Here is a 19474-nt window from a genome sequence, read left to right on the forward strand (position 1 = left end):
CAGTGAAACGCCCTGTGCGGATCCGCATGCAGGGTGTTGTGGGGGCTGAGGGTTAGAGACCCTCGGCTACCCGATTAGGTTCTTAGTTGGCATTGTAGCCATACTGCCTTGTGAGCAGGACTTCTTTCCAATGAGATTCACGCCTCAAAACCTCCTTCTCACTTGAATGGATATCCGCAATTTCCAATACTGCAAACCGAAAGCTTTCTGCTGTTGTTGCGCCAGTTTCTCGCAGCAGTTCTCGGAGTTCCTTATTACCACCATGGCCAGTAGCAGCATATTGGCTCCAGCGCTGCCATAAGCCACCCTCTCCTGTGGCACTGCCAACGTACAATTTCCCACTCTCAGTATCAGATATAACGTAAACACCAGCTACGTTTGACAATGCTGTACGCCATGATTCAAGTGATTGCCGAACTATAGTTTCAAGCTCACCTTTCGATAAATTGATATTTCTATACCCCGGAAATTCAGCGATAGAAAGCTTTTCTGCTTTAATTTCTGAAACGGTAATTCCTGAAGCCCAATTTTCGGCATTCAAATACGACTGTCTACCCGTACGAGAAAACTCAACCACCAAGCGACCATCAAGCATGGAACATGACTTATCAGGAATCAGTTTGTAATAATGTAGATTGTGCTGCTCTTTCCATTCTGACCCTTGTGCTTGATAAAGACCTGCAAACAGCCACTGGTTCGCAGCAGGAAGCGCAATTAGCGCGATGACGTAAGAGCGCTCAAAATTTCTTTTTGTCTGCCAGCGTTGCCATTCATCAAAGCTGCCAGCCAAGAATACATCAATCGGATCTTCTTCCCCATTCCATGTCGCCAGATGAAGTTTACACTCAGCCGGTTCGATTTCTGGGATTGATATTTTAAGTAGTTCGAAGAGGTGCATTTTTGAACCTAACGCCCGCTTCAGCTGCGCCGAAGCCGAAGTGCTTTTGTGTTAATGTTTAAGCGATGCGAGTAACACAAAAACACGGAGGTTTTGGCGTCAGGCTGGAAGCGATTGTTATACCACTGGTACATTTAGACCTGTGGCTCCCAAAGGGTGAGTTTCAGAATCAAAAAAGTAAAGCTCTTTGCTACCCAAGTCTTGAGTTAACCTAGCTTTAAAAGAAACTATATCTTCCTTACCTTGGTGCGGCCAAACTCCAATTGCTATTCGTGAAGCATCGCTGTCATTTATAGTATCAATAATATGTTGATCGTAGTCTTTATGAAGCGAGTGACCCAATACAACTAAGCCACCCTTAATTTTCCCTAACTTTTCATAACAAAAGCGTAAGTAATCATTTCTCTTTATACGCGACAATTTCCAATCGGAGCTACCTTCGGAAATAAATAGGGGAAATTGCTCAGGATGGGAAAGATCGAACAGATCTGATAATCGGTCAAGACCATTGGCTGTAAGTTTTTTTGTTTTACCATTTGTTAATTCAACCAAATGTATAGCGCCGTGCAAATAGTGTATTTTTGTTCTATCTGCATTTACATCGGTATCTGATATATCAAAGCAGCTCTCTTCACCCCAAAAGAAGTCTTTAAATCTCCACGTATCTGACTCCATAATTGACCAATATGGAATTAAATCATAATTGGTGGAGAATACATTTTTGTATGGTCTTAGTTGATTGTTGATCTCTAGCGCATTAATACTATTGGGAGGGATATGTGCATAGTTGACTGCCGACGCAAGCGCATTCTTTGTATTTACATATAGGCGGTTAATCTCTTCTTCTTGAGGGCTTCCCAACTGCTCATCAACGATCTTTGCATGATATAGAATTCTCAGTACATCTTCGAAATTACTACTCCCTAAGTGGTCGAAAAGAGCTACCTCTTTTTTGGATAATGGCGTATCCACATCATCACTTTTAGCTAATTCATATAGCGTACCGTAACCAAATTTTTCCCATATATTTATACTGAAACCATTGCCCACCAAGAGGCTTTTCCAGTCTTGAGAGGCTAACTCATCCCACTCGACCAAGTTTTCGTCAATCTTTAAATCAGGCATCTAAGCTTCCTACTCTGGATGGTGGTATAACAGCTAAATATATGACAGGTTGTCGCGATTAAACACGACAAGTTGTCATATATCTCCAAGAAAGGATATTAAAAAAGTATTGTGAGGTATTGAATTTCATTAGCTTTCCTTGCTCGAGGATTTCTCATCCATGGAGAAAATTACACAATTGTCCTACTATCCTTGCATAAAGGCCAAACGGATGGAATGCTGTATATAAAAACAGCATAAGGATGTGCTATGTCTTCCCCATTTATACAGTCAATACGTGATCACTTACGCGCCCGCCATTACAGCAAACGTACTGAAAAAACTTATATTTATTGGATTCTCAACTACATCCGCTTCCATAATCGAGTACACCCAAACAATCTTACGACCGACCACATTATTCAATACTTGGAATATTTAGCCCTTAAACAAAAAGTTACGCCATCTACACAGAAAACGGCTTTAAATGCACTGATGTATTTATATAAGCGCGTCCTTGGCTGGGATGCTTCAGCACTGGAATTAGGTGATTTCCACCGCGCTACCCCCCCCCTCAAGACTTCCTATTGTATTAAGCAAAGCCGAGATTAGACTTATTTTTAGCTATCTTCAGGGGGAATATCTTACCTGCGCCAAAATGATGTATGGCTCAGGTTTACGCGTGATGGAAGTGTGCCGACTCAGAGTTAAGGATGTCGATTTTGAACGACTAACAGTCACAGTGAATGATGGCAAAGGCAGGAAGAACCGAGTTACTACACTTTCAGAGGCATGCCTTGCCGATCTACATAGGCAACTAGAGCTTTGTCACGTGTATTATCAGGAAGATAAAAATTCGAACCACTGGGGTGGAGTTTACCTACCCTATGCGCTTTCAAAAAAATATCCCAATGCCCCATTCGAATTTGGCTGGCAGTATCTTTTCCCGGCGAAAGAGCGGAGTATCGACAAACGTGAAAATAATGCAATTCGCCGACACCATATTCATGATAGAAGCCTGCAGCGTGCTTTCAAACGCGCTGTAAACCTAAGCCAAATCAGTAAACCCGCCTCTTGCCACAGTCTACGTCACAGCTTCGCTACCCATCTTTTAGAACGTGGCGCGGATATAAGGACAGTTCAAGAACAGTTAGGCCATTCAGATGTACGTACTACAGAGATCTACACCCATGTACTCAACCGAGGGGGCCACGCAGTGATTAGTCCACTGGGTGATTTATAGAACGCATCAGTGTGTCTACTCAGACACTATCTATCTTTTTGATTTGCTTACATTTGAAACCTAGCCTAAGAAGCAAAACAAGCATTTATGGGGGGATATTCTGTATCGTCACCTTCTCACTCACAAGCAATCGCCGACAATTTAAAAGCGAGCATTTAGGCTTTATGCGCTTAAACAAAAAAACACGCCCTTGGGCGTGTTTTTTATCCTGAGCTAGAGTATTAGATCTCTGTTTTACCGCCCATATAGGACTGTAGGGCCTCAGGTATAGCGATCTTGCCGTCTGCTGTTTGGTAGTTTTCCATCACAGCCAGTAAGGTACGGCCTACCGCTAAACCTGAACCATTTAAGGTATGGACCAGTTCCGGCTTGCCTGTTTCTGGGTTTCTCCAGCGCGCTTGCAGGCGACGTGCTTGGAAATCCGTCATGTTAGAGATGGATGAGATCTCACGGTATTTATCCTGCCCTGGCAACCAGACTTCGATATCATTGGTTTGCGCAGCACTAAACCCAAGGTCACCACCACAAAGGGTGACAACACGGTATGGTAGGTTAAGTTTTTGTAGAATCGCTTCCGCATGACCGGTCATCTGATCCAGGGTTTCCCAAGATTTAGAGGGTTCTACAATTTGCACCATCTCTACTTTTTCAAACTGATGCTGTCGGATCAAACCGCGCGTATCTTTACCAGATGCGCCCGCTTCTGAACGGAAACAAGGTGTGTGTGCGGTAAAGCGAAGAGGCAACTGATCGGCTTCGACAATTTCATCGCGTACAAGGTTGGTGACAGGCACTTCGGCGGTAGGAATAAGGTAATATTCACGCTCGCCAAAGGGTACTTTAAATAGGTCTTCACCAAATTTAGGTAGCTGGCCTGTGCCGCGAAGGCTATCCGCATTAACCATGTAGGGGACATACGCTTCGGTATAACCGTGTTCTTCGGTTTGTGTATCTAACATAAACTGGATCAGTGCACGGTGTAGGCGAGCAAGTTTACCGGTCATAACAGAAAAACGTGAACCGGTTAGTTTTGCTGCGACTTCAAAGTCTAATTCACCGCTTTTTTCACCTAAGGCAACGTGATCTTGAGGTTCAAAATCAAACGTCCGTGGTGTGCCCCAACGACGAATCTCGACGTTGTCATCTTCATCCGCGCCTTCTGGCACGTTATCACATGGCAGGTTAGGTACACCGTAAAGTAGGTCATCAAGCTTTGCTTGTACTGTGTTCAAGTCAGCTTTAGCCGCGTCAAGCTTCTGCCCAAGGTCAGCAACTTCCGCTAATAACGGCTGAATATCTTCACCCGCCGCTTTCGCTTTACCGATCCCTTTGGATCGTGTGTTTCGCTCGTTTTGCAGGTTTTCGGTATCGACCTGCAATTGCTTACGCTGGTTCTCCAGTTCAACAAACTGATCGACTGGGAATTCGTAACCCTTTTTCTTTAATAACTGTGCAACATCTTCGGGGTTTGCACGGACATATTTTGCGTCAAGCATGAGCTTCTAAAACACCTTTTAAGAACGATTAAAACAAGCGAGTTAAGGACAGGCCGCCATATAAAGCAACCAGACACAATAGAACGCTTAATAATATATAAATCACCGCAGAGATAACATGCCCTTCCTGCAGCATTGCGACTGTTTCCAGTGAAAAAGTAGAAAAAGTCGTAAACGCACCCATAAATCCGACCATTAACAGAGGTCGAAGCTCGGCACTAAGTTTTGCTTTTTCCAATATGAGTACAAATAAGATACCCATTAAAAATGAACCCACAACATTACAGGTAAGTGTCCCATAGGGAATTCGATGCTCGGCATTATTAAGAAGACCACTCACCCAATAACGCCCTAAGGCACCCACCGCCCCACCTATCGCAATTGCGAAGAGATGCTGCATATGAAACGCTCCTACTTACTCTCCTCAGCGTATCGCTGCTGAGGGCTCTGTTGATCTAGGTTTTTCAGATGACGTAGTTTTTCACCAATTTTCACTTCTAAACCACGTGCTTCTGGATAGTACCATTGTTGACCGGCAATTTCTGGCGGTAGATAGTTTTCACCCGCCGCATAAGCATCCGGCTCGTTATGAGCATAACGATATTCAGCCCCATAGCCCATATCTTTCATTAAACTGGTGGGTGCATTACGCAGATGAACAGGTACTTCATAACTAGGTTGTGATTTTACATCCATCAAGCATTGATTAAATGCTTGGTAGATCGCATTACTTTTCGGTGCCGAGGCGCAATACACAGCGGCTTGGGCAATCGCCCTTTCCCCTTCGGCAGGCCCTACCCGTTCAAAAGCGTCCCAGGCCGATAAAGCAACTTGCATCGCTCTTGGGTCTGCATTGCCTATATCTTCTGAGGCAATGGCAACTAAGCGACGGGCGATATACAGCGGGTCACAGCCACCATCCAACATACGACAATACCAATAAAGCGCACCATCGGGGGAGGAGCCGCGTACCGATTTATGGAAAGCGGAGATCATGTCGTAAAACAGATCGCCTTGTTTATCATAGCGGCGACCCGAAGAGCGAAGCACCTCCTCTAACACCTGCTCATCAATTAATTCTGTGCCGTCGTCTTGTTTTACCGCAAGATCGGCGGCAATTTCCAGTAGATTGAGCGAACGTCGAGCATCACCATCTGCGGCCTGAGCAAGTCGATTAATCATCTCTTCAGAGATCACTAAATTACGATCACCCAAACCGTGCTCTTTATCAGTTATTCCGCGCTGAATCACTTCAAGAATGTCACTCTCTTCAAGGGAGCGCAGAAGATAAACACGCGCGCGAGATAGCAGTGCATTATTTAGTTCAAACGAGGGATTTTCTGTCGTAGCGCCAACAAAGATGATCGTCCCATCTTCTATATAAGGAAGAAACGCATCTTGTTGGGATTTATTAAAACGGTGTACCTCATCCACAAACAGGATTGTTTTCCGCCCCGTTTGCGCTGAATGCTGTTTAGCTTGCTCAACAGCAACTCGTATATCTTTAACACCGGATAGCACGGCTGAGAGGGTGATAAAATGAGCATCAACATGATGGGCAATTAGTTTAGCTAAGGTTGTTTTCCCTACACCCGGTGGCCCCCAAAATATCATTGAATGGGCCGACCCTTGCTCTAACGCCGTTCGTAAAGGCTTACCCTGCCCCAACAAGTGTTTCTGGCCATAATATTCAGCTAAGGTTTTTGGCCGAATTTTAGCGGCAAGCGGCTCATAAGCAGGTGTTTGGGAAAAAAGATCCACTCTATTCCTCTATATCTACGATAACATCAGTGTCTTTAGGTATACGAAAAAAGAAGCTTTCAGCTTCAAATTCAGGATTAATCTGCTGTTTAGAGAAAACAACCGATGTGCGCTGACCTAAGGAATCTTCTAACATGATTTCTGAAATCAAATTATCAGAAAAGGCTAAGCGAATTCGGCTAAAACTATATTGCTCAGAAACAGGCGTTAGATCAAATAATTGCTCAGCACCGGTATCTTCCATCATACGGATCTTATAAGTTTTTTGTAGCTGCCCAATTTGCCCATTAAGGATCAAGGCTGGGGCACTTTCTTGCTGTGTATCTGCGGAGCGTTGAGTTACCTGTTCTAAATCAGGATCATAGATCCAGATATATTGCCCATCTGAGACAATCTCTTGTGGAAACGGCTGAAGCGTTTCCCAACGAAAACGGTTAGGCTTAGACAGTAGAACACTACCCTCTGTTTTTTGTGCTTCGCGGCCATTGTCTGAGATAGTTACTTGCTGAAACTGAGCGGAAAAACTCTCATAGCCTGCCAGTAACTCAGTTAATTTTTCAGGCCCTGACATCGCTGCCGCAATAGATGAACATAATAGACCGGTACTTAATACTGTTGTCACTAAAATACTTTTTGTGAATGCTTTAAAACCCATAACCAACCTTAATAAGTAATAATGGTGATCTTACATCTCACCATTAGGTGATGGTGCCAGCACTTCTCGCTGACCATTGCTACCCGCTGTACTCACAACACCTGCTGCTTCCATTGCTTCGACCATACGTGCGGCGCGGTTATAGCCAATTTTCAATCGACGCTGCACACTAGAGATAGAGGCTTTACGGGTTTCCAATACAAATGCGACCGCTTCATCATAAAGCGGATCTTGTTCATCATCGAATAATGAACCTGAACCTCCGCCGTCTGAAACGCTATCACCTTGGGTTATCTCTGTAATGTACTCCGGCTGACCCAGTTTTTTCCATGCTTCCACAACGCGGTGAACTTCATCATCACTCACAAAAGCACCATGCACACGGTTAGGTAAGCTAGTACCAGCGGGTAGATAAAGCATATCACCCCAGCCTAATAGGTGTTCAGCACCAGACTGATCGAGAATCGTTCGCGAATCTATACGGGACGATACTTGGAAGGCGATACGGGTTGGAATGTTCGCTTTAATCAAACCAGTAATAACATCGACCGATGGTCGCTGAGTTGCCAGAATCAAGTGGATACCTGCCGCACGTGCTTTTTGCGCGATACGGGCAATCAACTCCTCCACCTTTTTACCAACAATCATCATCATGTCGGCAAACTCGTCAATCACCACAACAATATAGGGAAGTGTCTCAAGCTCTGGCGCGGGTGTACCGAATGGTTCGCCATTTTCTTCAGCATTCCATAAAGGATCTAATAGTGGCTTACCCTGTTTTCGAGCTTCTTCAATTTTATCGTTGAATCCCGCTAAATTACGTACGCCCATTTTTGCCATGACACGATAACGGCGTTCCATCTCACCTACGCACCAGCGCAGGCCAGATGCAGCATCTTTCATATCCGTAATAACCGGTGTTAACAGATGCGGGATGCCTTCGTAAATAGAAAGCTCCAACATTTTAGGGTCAACCAGAATCAACCTCACCTCTTCAGGGGTCGCCTTAAAAAGTAAGGAGAGGATCATGGCGTTCACACCCACCGATTTACCAGAACCGGTAGTACCTGCCACTAACAGATGAGGCATTTTGGCAAGGTTAGCTACCACAGGGTTGCCTGCAATATCATTACCTAGACCAATGGTCACTTTAGATGAGGCTGATAAATAAGGTTTAGAACTTAAGACTTCACTTAGATGAACGGTTAAGCGAGATTCATTGGGAATCTCAATCCCCACGACCGATTTCCCAGGAATAACCTCAACAACACGCACACTACTCACCGCCATTGATCGTGCAAGGTCTTTAGCAAGGTTGGTAATTTTACTGGCTTTCACACCCGGCGCAGGCTGGATCTCAAAGCGCGTGATAACCGGCCCAGGATTAACTTCCACTACCTCAGCAATAACACCAAAATCTTTTAACTTACTCTCAAGCAGACGAGACATCTGCTCTATCTCGTCTAATGAATAACCTGTATCCGTGTTTAATTCTGGAGGATCAAGTAGCTCTAGGGGCGGTATTTTCCGCTTGGCTTTACGTTTAGGTTCGACTGCATGCTCTAAACCTAATTCGTCATCCTGCATGGGTTTATGGGTTTCAGATAGAGGTACAACTTTAACTTGGTGTTTTGGCGACTCAACAACCGCTGAAGACGTTGTACCGACCGGCTTATTCTCCCGTTCTGCAGATAGCGGTTCTGCCTGAACTTGTGGCGTAAATGGCGCGTTAACCGTTTCACTGACAGGGCTATCTGTAACCTCGCTTGCTGCGGGTGTATTGATTGGTCGTACAATAGGAATGTCGTCATCTATAGCCTCATCAATAGATTCCTCTCGGCGACCTAAAGTAGTGCTATGTGGATCGGCGTATGTTGGCTCAACTCTTTCTGTAACTATAGGAGGGAGATCTGTTTGTTCAGATTTATCACGACGAAACCTATTACTAAAGGCTGATTCGTCCTCTGATTGCTGTGTTCTTGTTAGATCCAGCCCTTGGGATATTTTTTCAGGTAACACTTGTTGACCACGATCGACCAGTTTTTTACCTATAGTTTCAAGCATAGTGCCCCATCCCATCTCTAATAGAAGCGTTATGCCAAATAGAAACAAGGTAAAAAGCACGACTGAGCTGCCAATAACACTCAACCAAGATACTGACCAATCAGATAAGGCTTCTCCCAAAACACCACCCGAGCTGAATGGATATTCGAGTCCTTCATTAGACAGATGAGTGGCACATAAAGCACTAAATGAAGCGATCAGCAAAATAGCGCCCGTTGCCCTCAAGATAAAGAAGGGAACAGTATCCATAACGCTCTGATCTTTGCGCAGAATAAACCGTATGGAGGGATAGATCATCAATACAGGAATGATAAACGCACTCAAACCAAAACCAGACAAGAATAGATCCGCTAACCAAGCCCCCGCAGGGCCGGTAAAGTTTCTTACTTCGGGTTGATAGCCTAAATGGGACCAACCAGAATCTCTTGGATCAAACCCCAATAAAGAAATAAGTAAAAATATGCTGATCGCAATAATAATGATCAGACTGGATTCACGGCTAATTCTTGCTAACAATGCAGTAAAACTTAAACGTTGTCCGTTATCGGTCGCGCTCAAGGGTAAAGCTCCATAATATCTGTAGAAAATCGAGGGCTAACAATAACATAAATTAATGCATGACTAACGCTTGATAAGCTGAAGTTTGTGCCATAAAAGCCTAGAGCCGGTATTTTTTAAGGTAGACAACAACTTTGAAGGTGTCGAGCTGCGATGGCTTAGAGCAAACTCTATGTAGACCACTAAACAAACTCAAATAAAGAGGTTTTCAAATAGGTCATTAACAAATATTGTCGCTAGCGCAGGACAGGCATATCATTAAGCATTCTTTAGTTATCGATCTATAGCTAGAATGATTCCAATTTAAAAGGAACAATTTAAAGCTTATATGAGAGGCCATGAAATAAAAATTTCATGTTACTATTTCTAGCAACGTTTTTACTGGGCCGAAGCAAAATGAAAGGTGCGGGTTGAATTTTTTAGTCAATCCCCCCATTGTTTTATAATCTATTTCACTAACGGATCTGTTTCTTATTACCATGAGCGAAGTACAACACCATAACCTAATCATTCTCGGTAGTGGCCCAGCGGGCTACACTGCCGCTGTATATGCCGCGCGCGCTAACCTAAAACCTATTGTCATCACAGGTATGCAGGCTGGCGGTCAACTTACTACTACAACCGATGTAGATAACTGGCCTGGCGATGTCGATGGCGTTCAGGGGCCTGAATTGATGCAACGTATGCAGCAGCATGCAGAGCGTTTTGATACAGAGATTCTTTTCGATCATATCAATGAAACTGATCTGCAAAATCGCCCCTTCCGCTTAAAAGGCGATATGGGTGAGTATACTTGCGATGCATTGATTATCTGCACAGGCGCTTCGGCTCAATATTTGGGTCTTCCTTCAGAAGAAGCCTTTGCTGGACGCGGTGTATCAGCGTGCGCAACCTGTGACGGTTTCTTCTATAAAGGCCAAAAAGTAGCGGTTATTGGCGGTGGTAATACTGCGGTTGAAGAAGCACTTTATCTATCCAATATCGCCGATGAAGTTACATTAATTCACCGCCGCGATAGCTTACGCTCAGAGAAGATTTTACAAGATAAACTTCTTGAACGGGCCGAAAATGGCAATATCAACATCATATGGAATCATACCTTAGAGGAAGTCCTCGGTGATGATTCAGGTGTAACCGGCCTACGTATTAAAAGTACCGAGAACGACGAAGCTACAGAGTTAGATGTTGCTGGCGTATTTATAGCGATTGGCCACAAACCTAATACTGATATTTTTGAAGGCCAGCTTGAGATGAAAGATGGTTACCTAAAGATACAGTCAGGGCTTGAAGGTAAAGCAACACAAACCAGTGTTGAGGGTGTTTTTGCAGCCGGCGATGTCTGTGACCATATCTATCGCCAAGCGATTACCTCAGCAGGTTTTGGTTGTATGGCCGCATTAGATGCTGAACGTTATCTTGATGATCTAATCAAGTAAGTAGACTACGGCGGAGTGCAAACTCCGCCCTTTTGTAACGAATACTATGATCCCATGGCTACAAAATCCTTCAGATAGTTTCCCTCCCATAGAGCAGGCGCTTGATGAACCTAATGGTTTATTAGCCGCAGGCGGGGATTTGAGCCAAGAACGCCTAGTCAGCGCGTATCGTGCCGGTATTTTTCCTTGGTACAGCCCGGGCGAACCCATCCTTTGGTGGAGCCCTGATCCTCGTTGCGTATTAATTCCTAGCCAAATCCATATATCAAAAAGCATGCGTAAGCGTTTGAAGAAAAAGGATTATACGGTCGTATTTAATCGTAATTTCGCTAAGGTTATCGATGCCTGTTCAGCTCCTCGACGGGGAGAAGATGGCACATGGATCACTAACGAAATGAAAGACGCTTACTGTAACCTCCACAAAAAGGGTTTAGCCCACTCGGTTGAAGTTTATATTGATGATGAACTCGTCGGCGGGCTTTACGGCTTGGCTATAGGTAAACTCTTTTTTGGCGAATCCATGTTTAGCAAAGTAAAGGATGCATCGAAGATCGCCTTTATAACTATGGTCGGACAACTAGAAAAGTGGGGCTATGCTTTAGTCGATTGCCAAGTGAGCAATGATCATCTATTTTCATTAGGTGCAACTGAGATAAACCGGCGTGAATTTCAGTTATACCTTGATCAATATCTTGATGAGATTGGACAAACGCATTGGCAGTTTGACCTGCCAGCAGATCAAATGGAGTAAACCTTGAGCAACCTCAGGACATTACATTTTTACGCGACCCCTGAGCATGATTGTAGCTATTTAGAGAATAAGATAGCTAAAACCCTGTTTGTCGATCCACAAGTAGAACTTGATCAGTCAACCTACAGCCAACTTTCAGATCTAGGCTTTAGACGAAGTGGTAAACATGTTTATCGCCCCCACTGTGATGATTGCAGGGCTTGTATATCCGTTAGAATCCCCCTTGCGGTCTATAGCTTTAGTAAAAGCCAGAAGCGTATTCTTGCCAAAAACAAAGATATATACGCAACAACCCACGCCCCCTCCTTTACTGAGGAGTATTACTCCCTATATTCTCGCTATATTAATAAGCGCCATCAAGATGGTGATATGTTTCCGCCAAGTTCAGAGCAGTTTACCTCCTTCCTTGTTGAGGGTGCGGAACATACTCAGTTTATTGAGTTCAGAGACGCCACAGATACGCTAGTTGCCGTTAGTGTTGTTGATACACTCGAAAAGGGGCTCTCAGCGATCTACACTTTTTTTGACCCCTCCTTACCTAAACGTAGCTTAGGAACCTTTTGTATTTTATGGCAATTACAGTTTTGCCAACAAAATAACCTTAATTACCTCTATCTAGGCTATTGGGTAAAAAACTGCCGAAAAATGAGCTATAAAATCGCATTTAGACCATTTGAGCTCCTTTTAGAGGACCAATGGGTATTAGTTCAACCCGATTAACACGGCCAAAGTCTAGTTTAAATCACATATATGCGGATTTCCCTTTGATATAAAAGTGATTTTCAGGCACAATATCGCGCAATTATTAGGTCCAGATATCTGGAGCCTCTCTCAACAAGGTAAAGAATTGATGGCTAAAGAAGATAGCATTGAAATGGAAGGCACCGTGGTCGACACGCTACCGAACACTATGTTCCGTGTTGAGCTGGAAAACGGTCACGTTGTAACGGCACACATCTCAGGTAAGATGCGCAAAAACTACATCCGCATCCTGACAGGCGATAAAGTTAAAGTTGAATTGACACCTTACGACCTAAGTAAAGGCCGTATTGTCTATCGCGCACGTTAATATCATTGCGTCTTCCCAGCTAATTTATGCATTAAGTGTTTAAGTTAGCTTAGGTAAGAATAAAAAAATGGCAGCCAATTGGCTGCCATTTTTATTTCCATAAGGATCAGTGGTTAAACACAACTAGTAACTTCAACGCTAATTTCACCTTCAGCGTCTACACCAATCTCAACCTCTCCACCCTCTTCAGCTAATTCGCCAAATAGAATCATTTCAGCCAATGGCTTTTTCAGTTTTTCCTGAATCAAGCGTTTCATAGGCCGCGCACCCATCTGCTCATCGTAGCCTTTTTCGGCAAACCATGTGCGGGCGGCATCCGTTAGATGAAGAACTACATGTTTATCATCTAATTGCACTTGAAGCTCAGCGAAGAATTTGTCTACTACACCTTTGATAATGCTAGGATCCAGAGGTTTAAACTGAATAATTCCATCCAAACGGTTACGGAATTCAGGAGTAAACATTTTCTTAATCGCTTCAATACCATCCGTTGCATGATTCTGCTTAGTGAAACCAATAGATGCACGACTCATATCTTGAGCTCCTGCATTGGTTGTCATAACAAGAATCACATTACGGAAATCTGCTTTACGGCCATTATTATCAGTTAATGTCCCGTTATCCATCACTTGAAGCAATAAGTTAAACACTTCTGGATGTGCTTTCTCTATTTCATCAAGTAACAGTACGCAATGAGGAGACTTAGTAACCGCCTCAGTAAGCAGCCCGCCTTGATCATAACCCACGTACCCAGGAGGTGCACCGATCAAGCGTGATACGGTATGGCGCTCCATATACTCAGACATATCGAAACGAACTAACTCAATCCCCATAACTCGTGCAAGTTGCTGAGTCACTTCTGTTTTACCAACCCCTGTTGGGCCAGCAAAAAGGAAACAACCTACAGGTTTATTCGGCTCTTTTAGTCCAGCACGGGATAATTTAATTGCAGAAGAAAGCGTATCAATCGCTTCATCCTGCCCCAGCACCACCATTTTAAGATTGGTATCAAGCTTAGCTAACTGGCTTTTATCTGAAGCTGAAACACTTTTTGGTGGGATGCGCGCGATTTTGGCGACAATAGCTTCAACATCTTCCACTTCAATAACTTTCTTACGAAGTTCTTCAGGTAGAAGGCGCTGATAAGCACCCGCCTCATCAATAACATCAATCGCTTTGTCTGGCATATGCTTATCATTGATATAGCGTCCAGCAAGCTCTGCGGCGGCCTTAAGAGCCTCATCACTGTAGGTAAGCTCATGGTGTTCTTCAAAACGCTGCTTTAAGCCACGTAATATAGCGTAGGTATCATCAATGCTTGGTTCAAGCACATCCACTTTCTGAAAACGTCGAGCGAGTGCACGGTCTTTTTCAAAAATCCCTCGAAACTCTTGGAAAGTTGTAGAGCCAATACAACGTATCTGGCCGGAACTCAGCAGTGGTTTCAAAAGGTTAGATGCATCCATAGAACCGCCTGAAGCAGCCCCAGCACCAATAATCGTATGGATCTCATCAATAAATAAAATAGCTTTAGGCAGCTCTTTTATCTCATTTAAAAGACCTTTTAAGCGTTTTTCAAAATCGCCACGGTATTTTGTTCCCGCCAGCAAAGCGCCTAAATCTAAAGAATAAACAACGGACTCTTTGATAACATCAGGGACTTTACTTTCAACAATAAGTTTAGCTAAACCTTCTGCTATTGCCGTTTTACCTACTCCGGCCTCACCCACAAGCAAAGGGTTATTTTTACGGCGGCGCGACAATATTTGGACTACACGCTCAACTTCAGAGTCTCGACCCACTAACGGATCTATTAAGCCTTTTTCCGCCTCTACATTGAGATTGACGGAATACTTTCTTAATGGGCTGTCCTCTTTATTGTCAGTAGAGTCGCCTTCGAGCGGTGTTGCAGAATTATCATGCTCATGTTCAGACATTTTTGAAATACCGTGAGCAATGTAATTGACGGTATCAATGCGTTCAATCCCATGCTGCTGCAGGATATATACCGCTTGGCTCTCCTGTTCGCTAAAGATAGCAACCAGAACATTCGCACCAGTGACTTCATTTTTACCCGAAGACTGCACATGAAATACAGCACGCTGAAGTACTCGCTGAAAGCCTAATGTCGGCTGAGTATCCAGATCCGGTAATGTATCTGATAATAATGGAGTTGTTTCTTCGATAAAATCAGCAAGATTTTTACGAATACCATCAAAATTAGCACCACAAGCCGCTAGTACTTGATGGGCTTCATAATTTTCCAACAACGCTAGTAAAAGATGCTCGACCGTAATAAATTCATGTCGTTTCTCTTTTGCCGCCTGGAAAGCTGCACTGAGCGTGTCTTCGAGTTCTCGGTTTAACATAACGGTTCCTCTTCAGACTTTCTCGACTTCACAAAGTAGTGGATGACTATTGTCTCTTGCATACTGATTAACTATAGCTGCTTTTGTGTCTGCTATGTCTTTTGTAAAGATGCCACATACACCTTTACCTTGAGTATGCACCGATAACATCACTTGTGTAGCTTTTTCTTGGTCCATATTAAAAAACATTATTAAAACAGCTACGACAAAATCCATCGGCGTATAGTCATCATTCATTAACACGACTCGATACATCGATGGTTTTTTAACTTCCGGCTTAGCTTCTTGCGTTGCTAGGCCTGAATCATCCCTATGCTCGTGATCTGGGCCATGTTCTTCATTAGACATTCGTGGCATGTTTTGTTTATTTTTTATACACATTTATATATCTTCTAATTTTCCACTATAATTAACTACTGAACAGTGATCGTACACCTGTCACACATTCTCTGGGGGGTGCTATACTTCACTATAGCAGGATTAGGTCATATCCTCGTTGTACCTGCAAGCATTAGGAAACACTCTTTAGCTACTATTATAGCCTTGATAGTTATTTTAGCAGTTATAAAGTCGTACGTTCAGGTTAACAATCCAAATGTAGCATTGGATACGGGAGTTAGTTATGCAGACAGGGAAAGTAAAGTGGTTCAATAATTCGAAGGGGTACGGATTTATTTTATCCGACGAACACAATGAGGATCTCTTTGCCCATTATTCTGCTATTGAAGTAGATGGATATAAAAGCCTCAAAGCCGGACAGAAAGTAGAGTTTGATACACAACCAGGTCCTAAAGGAACGCATGCCGTTCAAATTAAACCGCTTGAAACTCAATAGATAGCAAAAATTTTCTACCTTTTGTTGAATAAAAAAACCAGCCTAGTGCTGGTTTTTTTGTCTTTCTTACTTTCCAATCAATATACCCCCCAGCCACAAGCGGTAAACAACGACACCCTTCTCTGCCTGTAAACTTTAGATATACAACTCAGAATAAACTCCCTCCCACCTTTCCAGTTCTGTAGAATACCCCCTACCTAAAGGCTCTTTTAGTATAAAGACACTTAACGACCCAATTTATAGAATGACGTAATGCCTAAAATCTTATTATTTAACAAACCATTTCAAGTACTTACCCAGTTCACTAATGGTGAGGGTAAAGAAACCCTAGCAGCTTATATAGATAAACCCGGTTTTTATGCTGCAGGACGGTTAGATTATGACTCTGAAGGGCTACTAATTCTTACCGATAATGGTGCACTACAACATCAGCTTGCTAACCCTAAATTTAAATTAGAAAAAACCTATTGGGCTCAAGTTGAAGGCGATATTACTGAAGAAGCTCTGAAACAACTCAGCAACGGAGTCGAGCTAAAAGATGGTATTACTCGTCCCGCCACCGCAAAAAAGATTTCAGAACCTAATAACCTCTGGGATCGAGTACCCCCGATTAGGGAACGGAAAAACATTCCTACAAGCTGGGTAGAGCTAAAAATAACGGAGGGTAAAAACCGCCAAGTTAGAAGAATGACCGCCGCGGTAGGCTTCCCCACGTTACGCTTAATCCGTTACGCCATTGGCCAGCATACCTTGGCACAGTTACAGCCAGGGGAATTTATAGAAGCAGAAACTCAGCTAAATATTGAGAGTAGTACCAGTAAATCCAACACCCGATACAAACGAGCAGAGAAAAAACCTTATCAAAAACGCTCGTCGAATAGATCTGCACAAAAAAATAAGGCTTCGCGATAAACGAAGCCTTTTCCATCTTACTCAGCTAGATAACACTTAGCCTTTCTGGTTGGTAGCCACCAGCCAGACCCCATGAATAACACCAGGAAGCCAACCACATAAACACAGCACAATATTAATAACGAGATGCTTAGTCGCACCGACTTGTAGAAAAGCCCCTAAAGGCGGTAACAATATAGCTAGAATTAGATTGAGAATATTCATAGTGCATTCCTCTTAATAGACCTGTTCAGTTAAAAGAATAGGCTTCCGCCCTTCATAACCTTCCTGTTAATTTAAATTTAATAAACTTTTCACAATACTAAATAGTGTTTTACTCTTTGTATCTAAGGCCAACATGGTTGTCTGCGAAGGCGTGGCACCTTCAACATAAGGGTTGCCATTACCTTGGATCTTTTTAATTAAGTTATTACGTGCCAGCTCCCATTCATCAACGGGATCCAGCTTATCCCATGCGGTGAAAAGCTGAACCTGCTTTCTGCTTAGTTTTATTTGGTATTGATCACGCATGTAGAAATAGGTTCTAGCTATATCACCCCGTATGGAATCTGAGGGTTCAACTTTACGAGCTTTAAAATCCACTTCCATATCACAACGCCCATATAACCTAGGCTCTCCTTTTAAAGGAGCAAAGCTGAAATTTGAACGGTCTCCATTCACCTCCCCAATTGCGGGTACAAGGTTATGTAGATCAGATTCCATCCTCTTAAACTGTTTATTTTGTTTACAGCCTTTTCTGCCACTATCCTGCCAGCACTCAAGCTGATGCCCAAACGCCCATGCGGGCATAATATGTTCCCACTCTATACGTTGAGCCCTTGAGGCACTTTTACGTGGGCTATAACCACAACTCTCATGATCAGGGACAAGTTTTTTCCCTTGAGAGTGGTAAGTACATCCACAATAAAAGGTTAATTTATGGTCGCTATATATCTGTTTTAAAATGGTTTTTGATTTCGAAAATGAACTGGGATGCCCAGCCATAGCGACTGTGGGAATAATACAAAGACAAATGAAACAATAACGGGCCAGCCTTAAGAAATAACATTGTGAATATTGAGACATCAGATTTCCAAATCATTTGGCATCCAATGCCGGAATAAAGCTTGCTAGCCTTTACTGCATCCTGCTAAAACTTCATTATATTTTAATAAGTTAAATATAAACCTAAACTGAACACTTAGATCTGATTATATATTCAAAATCTGATTCATCCCTGTCACAAAATCTCGTTTCCCACCGTAAGATGGATGGCGGATATAACAGATATCCCTTTCCGGTAAGACCGTCTGAGCACAAGATGTTCCCGCCCTCCCTAATCCAGCCACTATATCAGGCTGAAAAGCCTCAACCAGCTCATTCAAGTAGAAAGCGCCCTCTTCAATCTCTGCGACTGAAGGTGGCCTATTCTTTTTCTGAATACGTGGGGGATGCGGATGAAATGGAAATGAGTTCCAAAAAAGAGGCACTATCGGCTTATCAATTAGATAGCGCCATACCACTGATGCTGTATTTTCAGCAACGAGGCAATCCTGATCTAAAGTTAACTGTGAACTTAAATTTTGTAAAAAGGGATGCTCTACTTCATCGAAGAGCTTACCGCTCGAAAAAGGGATCCCGGTTAAGCGACAGCCTTTATAGCCCGGTGCTTCTCCCACTAGCATGACCCGCGGCCCTGGCAATGCAAACATCGCTTCAAAGTAGTGTTTTAGATTTTCGAGTTTATAACGATCACGATAAGGGTTATAAACTTTGAGGGTATTCTTTCTTTTCGCTAAATTCAGATAGAAAGCTTCAGAGATCGACATGAAATAATTTAACCACTTTATGGGTTAGATACATAATCAAAATGACCGCGCTGGCAAATACGTACAACCCCCAATGAATTTCAATCGATACAATAGCTCCGAGCTTGACCGTCATAATCAAAACAGCCACGACAAAAACATCAAGCATCGCCCAACGTCCATAATCATGTATCAATGAAAGATAGTGTTTCTGCTTAACCGAACACTCTACGCCCGCCTTAAGTATATGAAAAAGGAATAGTACTTTTGCTATAGGTGCTAGCACACTAAAAATTAAAATAACGATAGCAATAAAATACTGACCCTCTTCAAATAAACTCACCAAGCCGCCAACGACAGAAAAAGAGCTTTCAAAGAAATAAAACTGACTCATGGTCAGCATGGGGGAAAAAAGCCCCGTTAATAGAAGTACGACTGTTAACAAGAGCAAGAAGCGTAATAGGTTTACTTCACGCTGCGAAGTGAGTTGCATAAAAGTGATCACAGAGCCTAAACAAAACGGCATTATACCTTAA

General features: G+C 43.1%; 21 protein-coding genes. 8 read left to right on the forward strand and 13 right to left on the reverse strand.

Annotated elements, in window-relative coordinates; genetic code table 11:
• Positions 1–82 precede the first annotated feature (82 nt).
• A complete protein-coding gene (locus Q4492_RS08460; protein WP_303416910.1) occupies positions 83–898 on the reverse strand; it encodes a GIY-YIG nuclease family protein in 816 nt (271 codons plus the stop codon).
• Between the two features lie 117 nt (positions 899–1015).
• Positions 1016–2023, reverse strand: coding sequence for a DUF4917 family protein (locus Q4492_RS08465; protein WP_303416911.1), 1008 nt, complete (start codon positions 2021–2023; stop codon positions 1016–1018).
• A gap of 249 nt (positions 2024–2272) precedes the next feature.
• On the opposite strand from Q4492_RS08465, the gene Q4492_RS08470 reads away from it, so the two are divergent.
• Both Q4492_RS08470 and Q4492_RS08475 read left to right on the forward strand, forming a co-directional pair.
• Positions 2273–2614 (forward strand): phage integrase N-terminal SAM-like domain-containing protein, encoded by a 342-nt coding sequence (locus Q4492_RS08470; protein WP_303416913.1) that lies wholly within the window; start codon positions 2273–2275, stop codon positions 2612–2614.
• Complete coding sequence (locus tag Q4492_RS08475) at positions 2550–3245, forward strand: integron integrase (RefSeq protein ID WP_303416914.1); 696 nt, start codon at positions 2550–2552, stop codon at positions 3243–3245. The genes Q4492_RS08470 and Q4492_RS08475 overlap by 65 nt, the downstream gene beginning before the upstream one ends.
• Positions 3246–3466: 221 nt before the next feature.
• Here the strand turns inward: Q4492_RS08475 and serS are convergent, their stop codons facing one another.
• Genes serS through Q4492_RS08500 form a run of 5 tightly spaced genes read right to left on the reverse strand, consistent with a single transcriptional unit; the run spans position 3467 to position 9779 of the window.
• Positions 3467–4741, reverse strand: a complete 1275-nt coding sequence (serS, locus tag Q4492_RS08480) for a serine--tRNA ligase (protein ID WP_303416916.1) — start codon at positions 4739–4741, stop codon at positions 3467–3469.
• Positions 4742–4769: 28 nt separating this feature from the next.
• Positions 4770–5141 carry a fluoride efflux transporter CrcB gene (crcB, locus tag Q4492_RS08485; protein WP_303416918.1) on the reverse strand — a complete coding sequence of 124 codons (372 nt, stop codon included), beginning with the start codon at positions 5139–5141 and terminating at the stop codon, positions 4770–4772.
• An 11-nt stretch (positions 5142–5152) separates the two neighbouring features.
• Positions 5153–6502 carry a replication-associated recombination protein A gene (locus tag Q4492_RS08490; RefSeq protein WP_303416920.1) on the reverse strand — a complete coding sequence of 450 codons (1350 nt, stop codon included), beginning with the start codon at positions 6500–6502 and terminating at the stop codon, positions 5153–5155.
• 1 nt (position 6503) lies between these two features.
• Complete coding sequence (lolA, locus tag Q4492_RS08495) at positions 6504–7157, reverse strand: outer membrane lipoprotein chaperone LolA (RefSeq protein WP_303416922.1); 654 nt, start codon at positions 7155–7157, stop codon at positions 6504–6506.
• A 30-nt stretch (positions 7158–7187) separates the two neighbouring features.
• Positions 7188–9779 carry a DNA translocase FtsK gene (locus Q4492_RS08500; protein ID WP_303416923.1) on the reverse strand — a complete coding sequence of 864 codons (2592 nt, stop codon included), beginning with the start codon at positions 9777–9779 and terminating at the stop codon, positions 7188–7190.
• A gap of 479 nt (positions 9780–10258) precedes the next feature.
• Here Q4492_RS08500 and trxB point away from each other — a divergent pair, with 479 nt between their 5' ends.
• From trxB to infA, 4 genes are all read left to right on the forward strand, one after another.
• Entirely contained in the window at positions 10259–11215 is a 957-nt protein-coding gene (trxB, locus tag Q4492_RS08505) for a thioredoxin-disulfide reductase (RefSeq protein ID WP_303416925.1), read from the forward strand.
• Positions 11216–11261: 46 nt separating this feature from the next.
• A complete protein-coding gene (gene aat, locus Q4492_RS08510; RefSeq protein WP_303416927.1) occupies positions 11262–11966 on the forward strand; it encodes a leucyl/phenylalanyl-tRNA--protein transferase in 705 nt (234 codons plus the stop codon).
• A gap of 3 nt (positions 11967–11969) precedes the next feature.
• Positions 11970–12686: an arginyltransferase gene (locus Q4492_RS08515; RefSeq protein WP_303416928.1), complete on the forward strand. Its 717-nt coding sequence runs from the start codon at positions 11970–11972 to the stop codon at positions 12684–12686.
• Positions 12687–12816: 130 nt separating this feature from the next.
• Positions 12817–13035, forward strand: coding sequence for a translation initiation factor IF-1 (gene infA, locus Q4492_RS08520; RefSeq protein ID WP_027853708.1), 219 nt, complete (start codon positions 12817–12819; stop codon positions 13033–13035).
• 113 nt (positions 13036–13148) lie between these two features.
• On the opposite strand, the gene clpA is transcribed toward infA, so the two are convergent.
• Together clpA and clpS are read right to left on the reverse strand one after the other, a co-directional pair.
• Positions 13149–15404: an ATP-dependent Clp protease ATP-binding subunit ClpA gene (clpA, locus tag Q4492_RS08525; RefSeq protein ID WP_303416930.1), complete on the reverse strand. Its 2256-nt coding sequence runs from the start codon at positions 15402–15404 to the stop codon at positions 13149–13151.
• Positions 15405–15416: 12 nt separating this feature from the next.
• Positions 15417–15761: an ATP-dependent Clp protease adapter ClpS gene (gene clpS / locus Q4492_RS08530; protein WP_303417231.1), complete on the reverse strand. Its 345-nt coding sequence runs from the start codon at positions 15759–15761 to the stop codon at positions 15417–15419.
• Positions 15762–16026: 265 nt separating this feature from the next.
• Between clpS and cspD the strand changes: the two genes are divergently transcribed.
• Together cspD and Q4492_RS08540 are read left to right on the forward strand one after the other, a co-directional pair.
• Positions 16027–16239, forward strand: coding sequence for a cold shock domain-containing protein CspD (cspD, locus tag Q4492_RS08535; protein WP_067869571.1), 213 nt, complete (start codon positions 16027–16029; stop codon positions 16237–16239).
• A gap of 252 nt (positions 16240–16491) precedes the next feature.
• Entirely contained in the window at positions 16492–17151 is a 660-nt protein-coding gene (locus Q4492_RS08540; protein ID WP_303416933.1) for an rRNA large subunit pseudouridine synthase E, read from the forward strand.
• A gap of 36 nt (positions 17152–17187) precedes the next feature.
• Here Q4492_RS08540 and Q4492_RS08545 read toward each other — a convergent pair whose 3' ends face one another.
• The 4 genes from Q4492_RS08545 to Q4492_RS08560 form a co-directional block, all read right to left on the reverse strand.
• A complete protein-coding gene (locus Q4492_RS08545) occupies positions 17188–17355 on the reverse strand; it encodes a YqaE/Pmp3 family membrane protein (protein ID WP_303416935.1) in 168 nt (55 codons plus the stop codon).
• 66 nt (positions 17356–17421) lie between these two features.
• A complete protein-coding gene (locus tag Q4492_RS08550; RefSeq protein ID WP_368389439.1) occupies positions 17422–18216 on the reverse strand; it encodes an endonuclease in 795 nt (264 codons plus the stop codon).
• Positions 18217–18341: 125 nt separating this feature from the next.
• Positions 18342–18959 carry a uracil-DNA glycosylase family protein gene (locus Q4492_RS08555; protein WP_303416937.1) on the reverse strand — a complete coding sequence of 206 codons (618 nt, stop codon included), beginning with the start codon at positions 18957–18959 and terminating at the stop codon, positions 18342–18344.
• The gene (locus Q4492_RS08560) at positions 18946–19431 is read right to left on the reverse strand and encodes a paraquat-inducible protein A (protein WP_303416939.1); all 486 of its coding nucleotides are present in this window, start codon (positions 19429–19431) and stop codon (positions 18946–18948) included. The genes Q4492_RS08555 and Q4492_RS08560 overlap by 14 nt, the downstream gene beginning before the upstream one ends.
• Positions 19432–19474: the final 43 nt, after the last annotated feature.

This window comes from Neptuniibacter sp. 1_MG-2023, assembly GCF_030547185.1.
Lineage (GTDB): Bacteria > Pseudomonadota > Gammaproteobacteria > Pseudomonadales > Balneatricaceae > Neptuniibacter.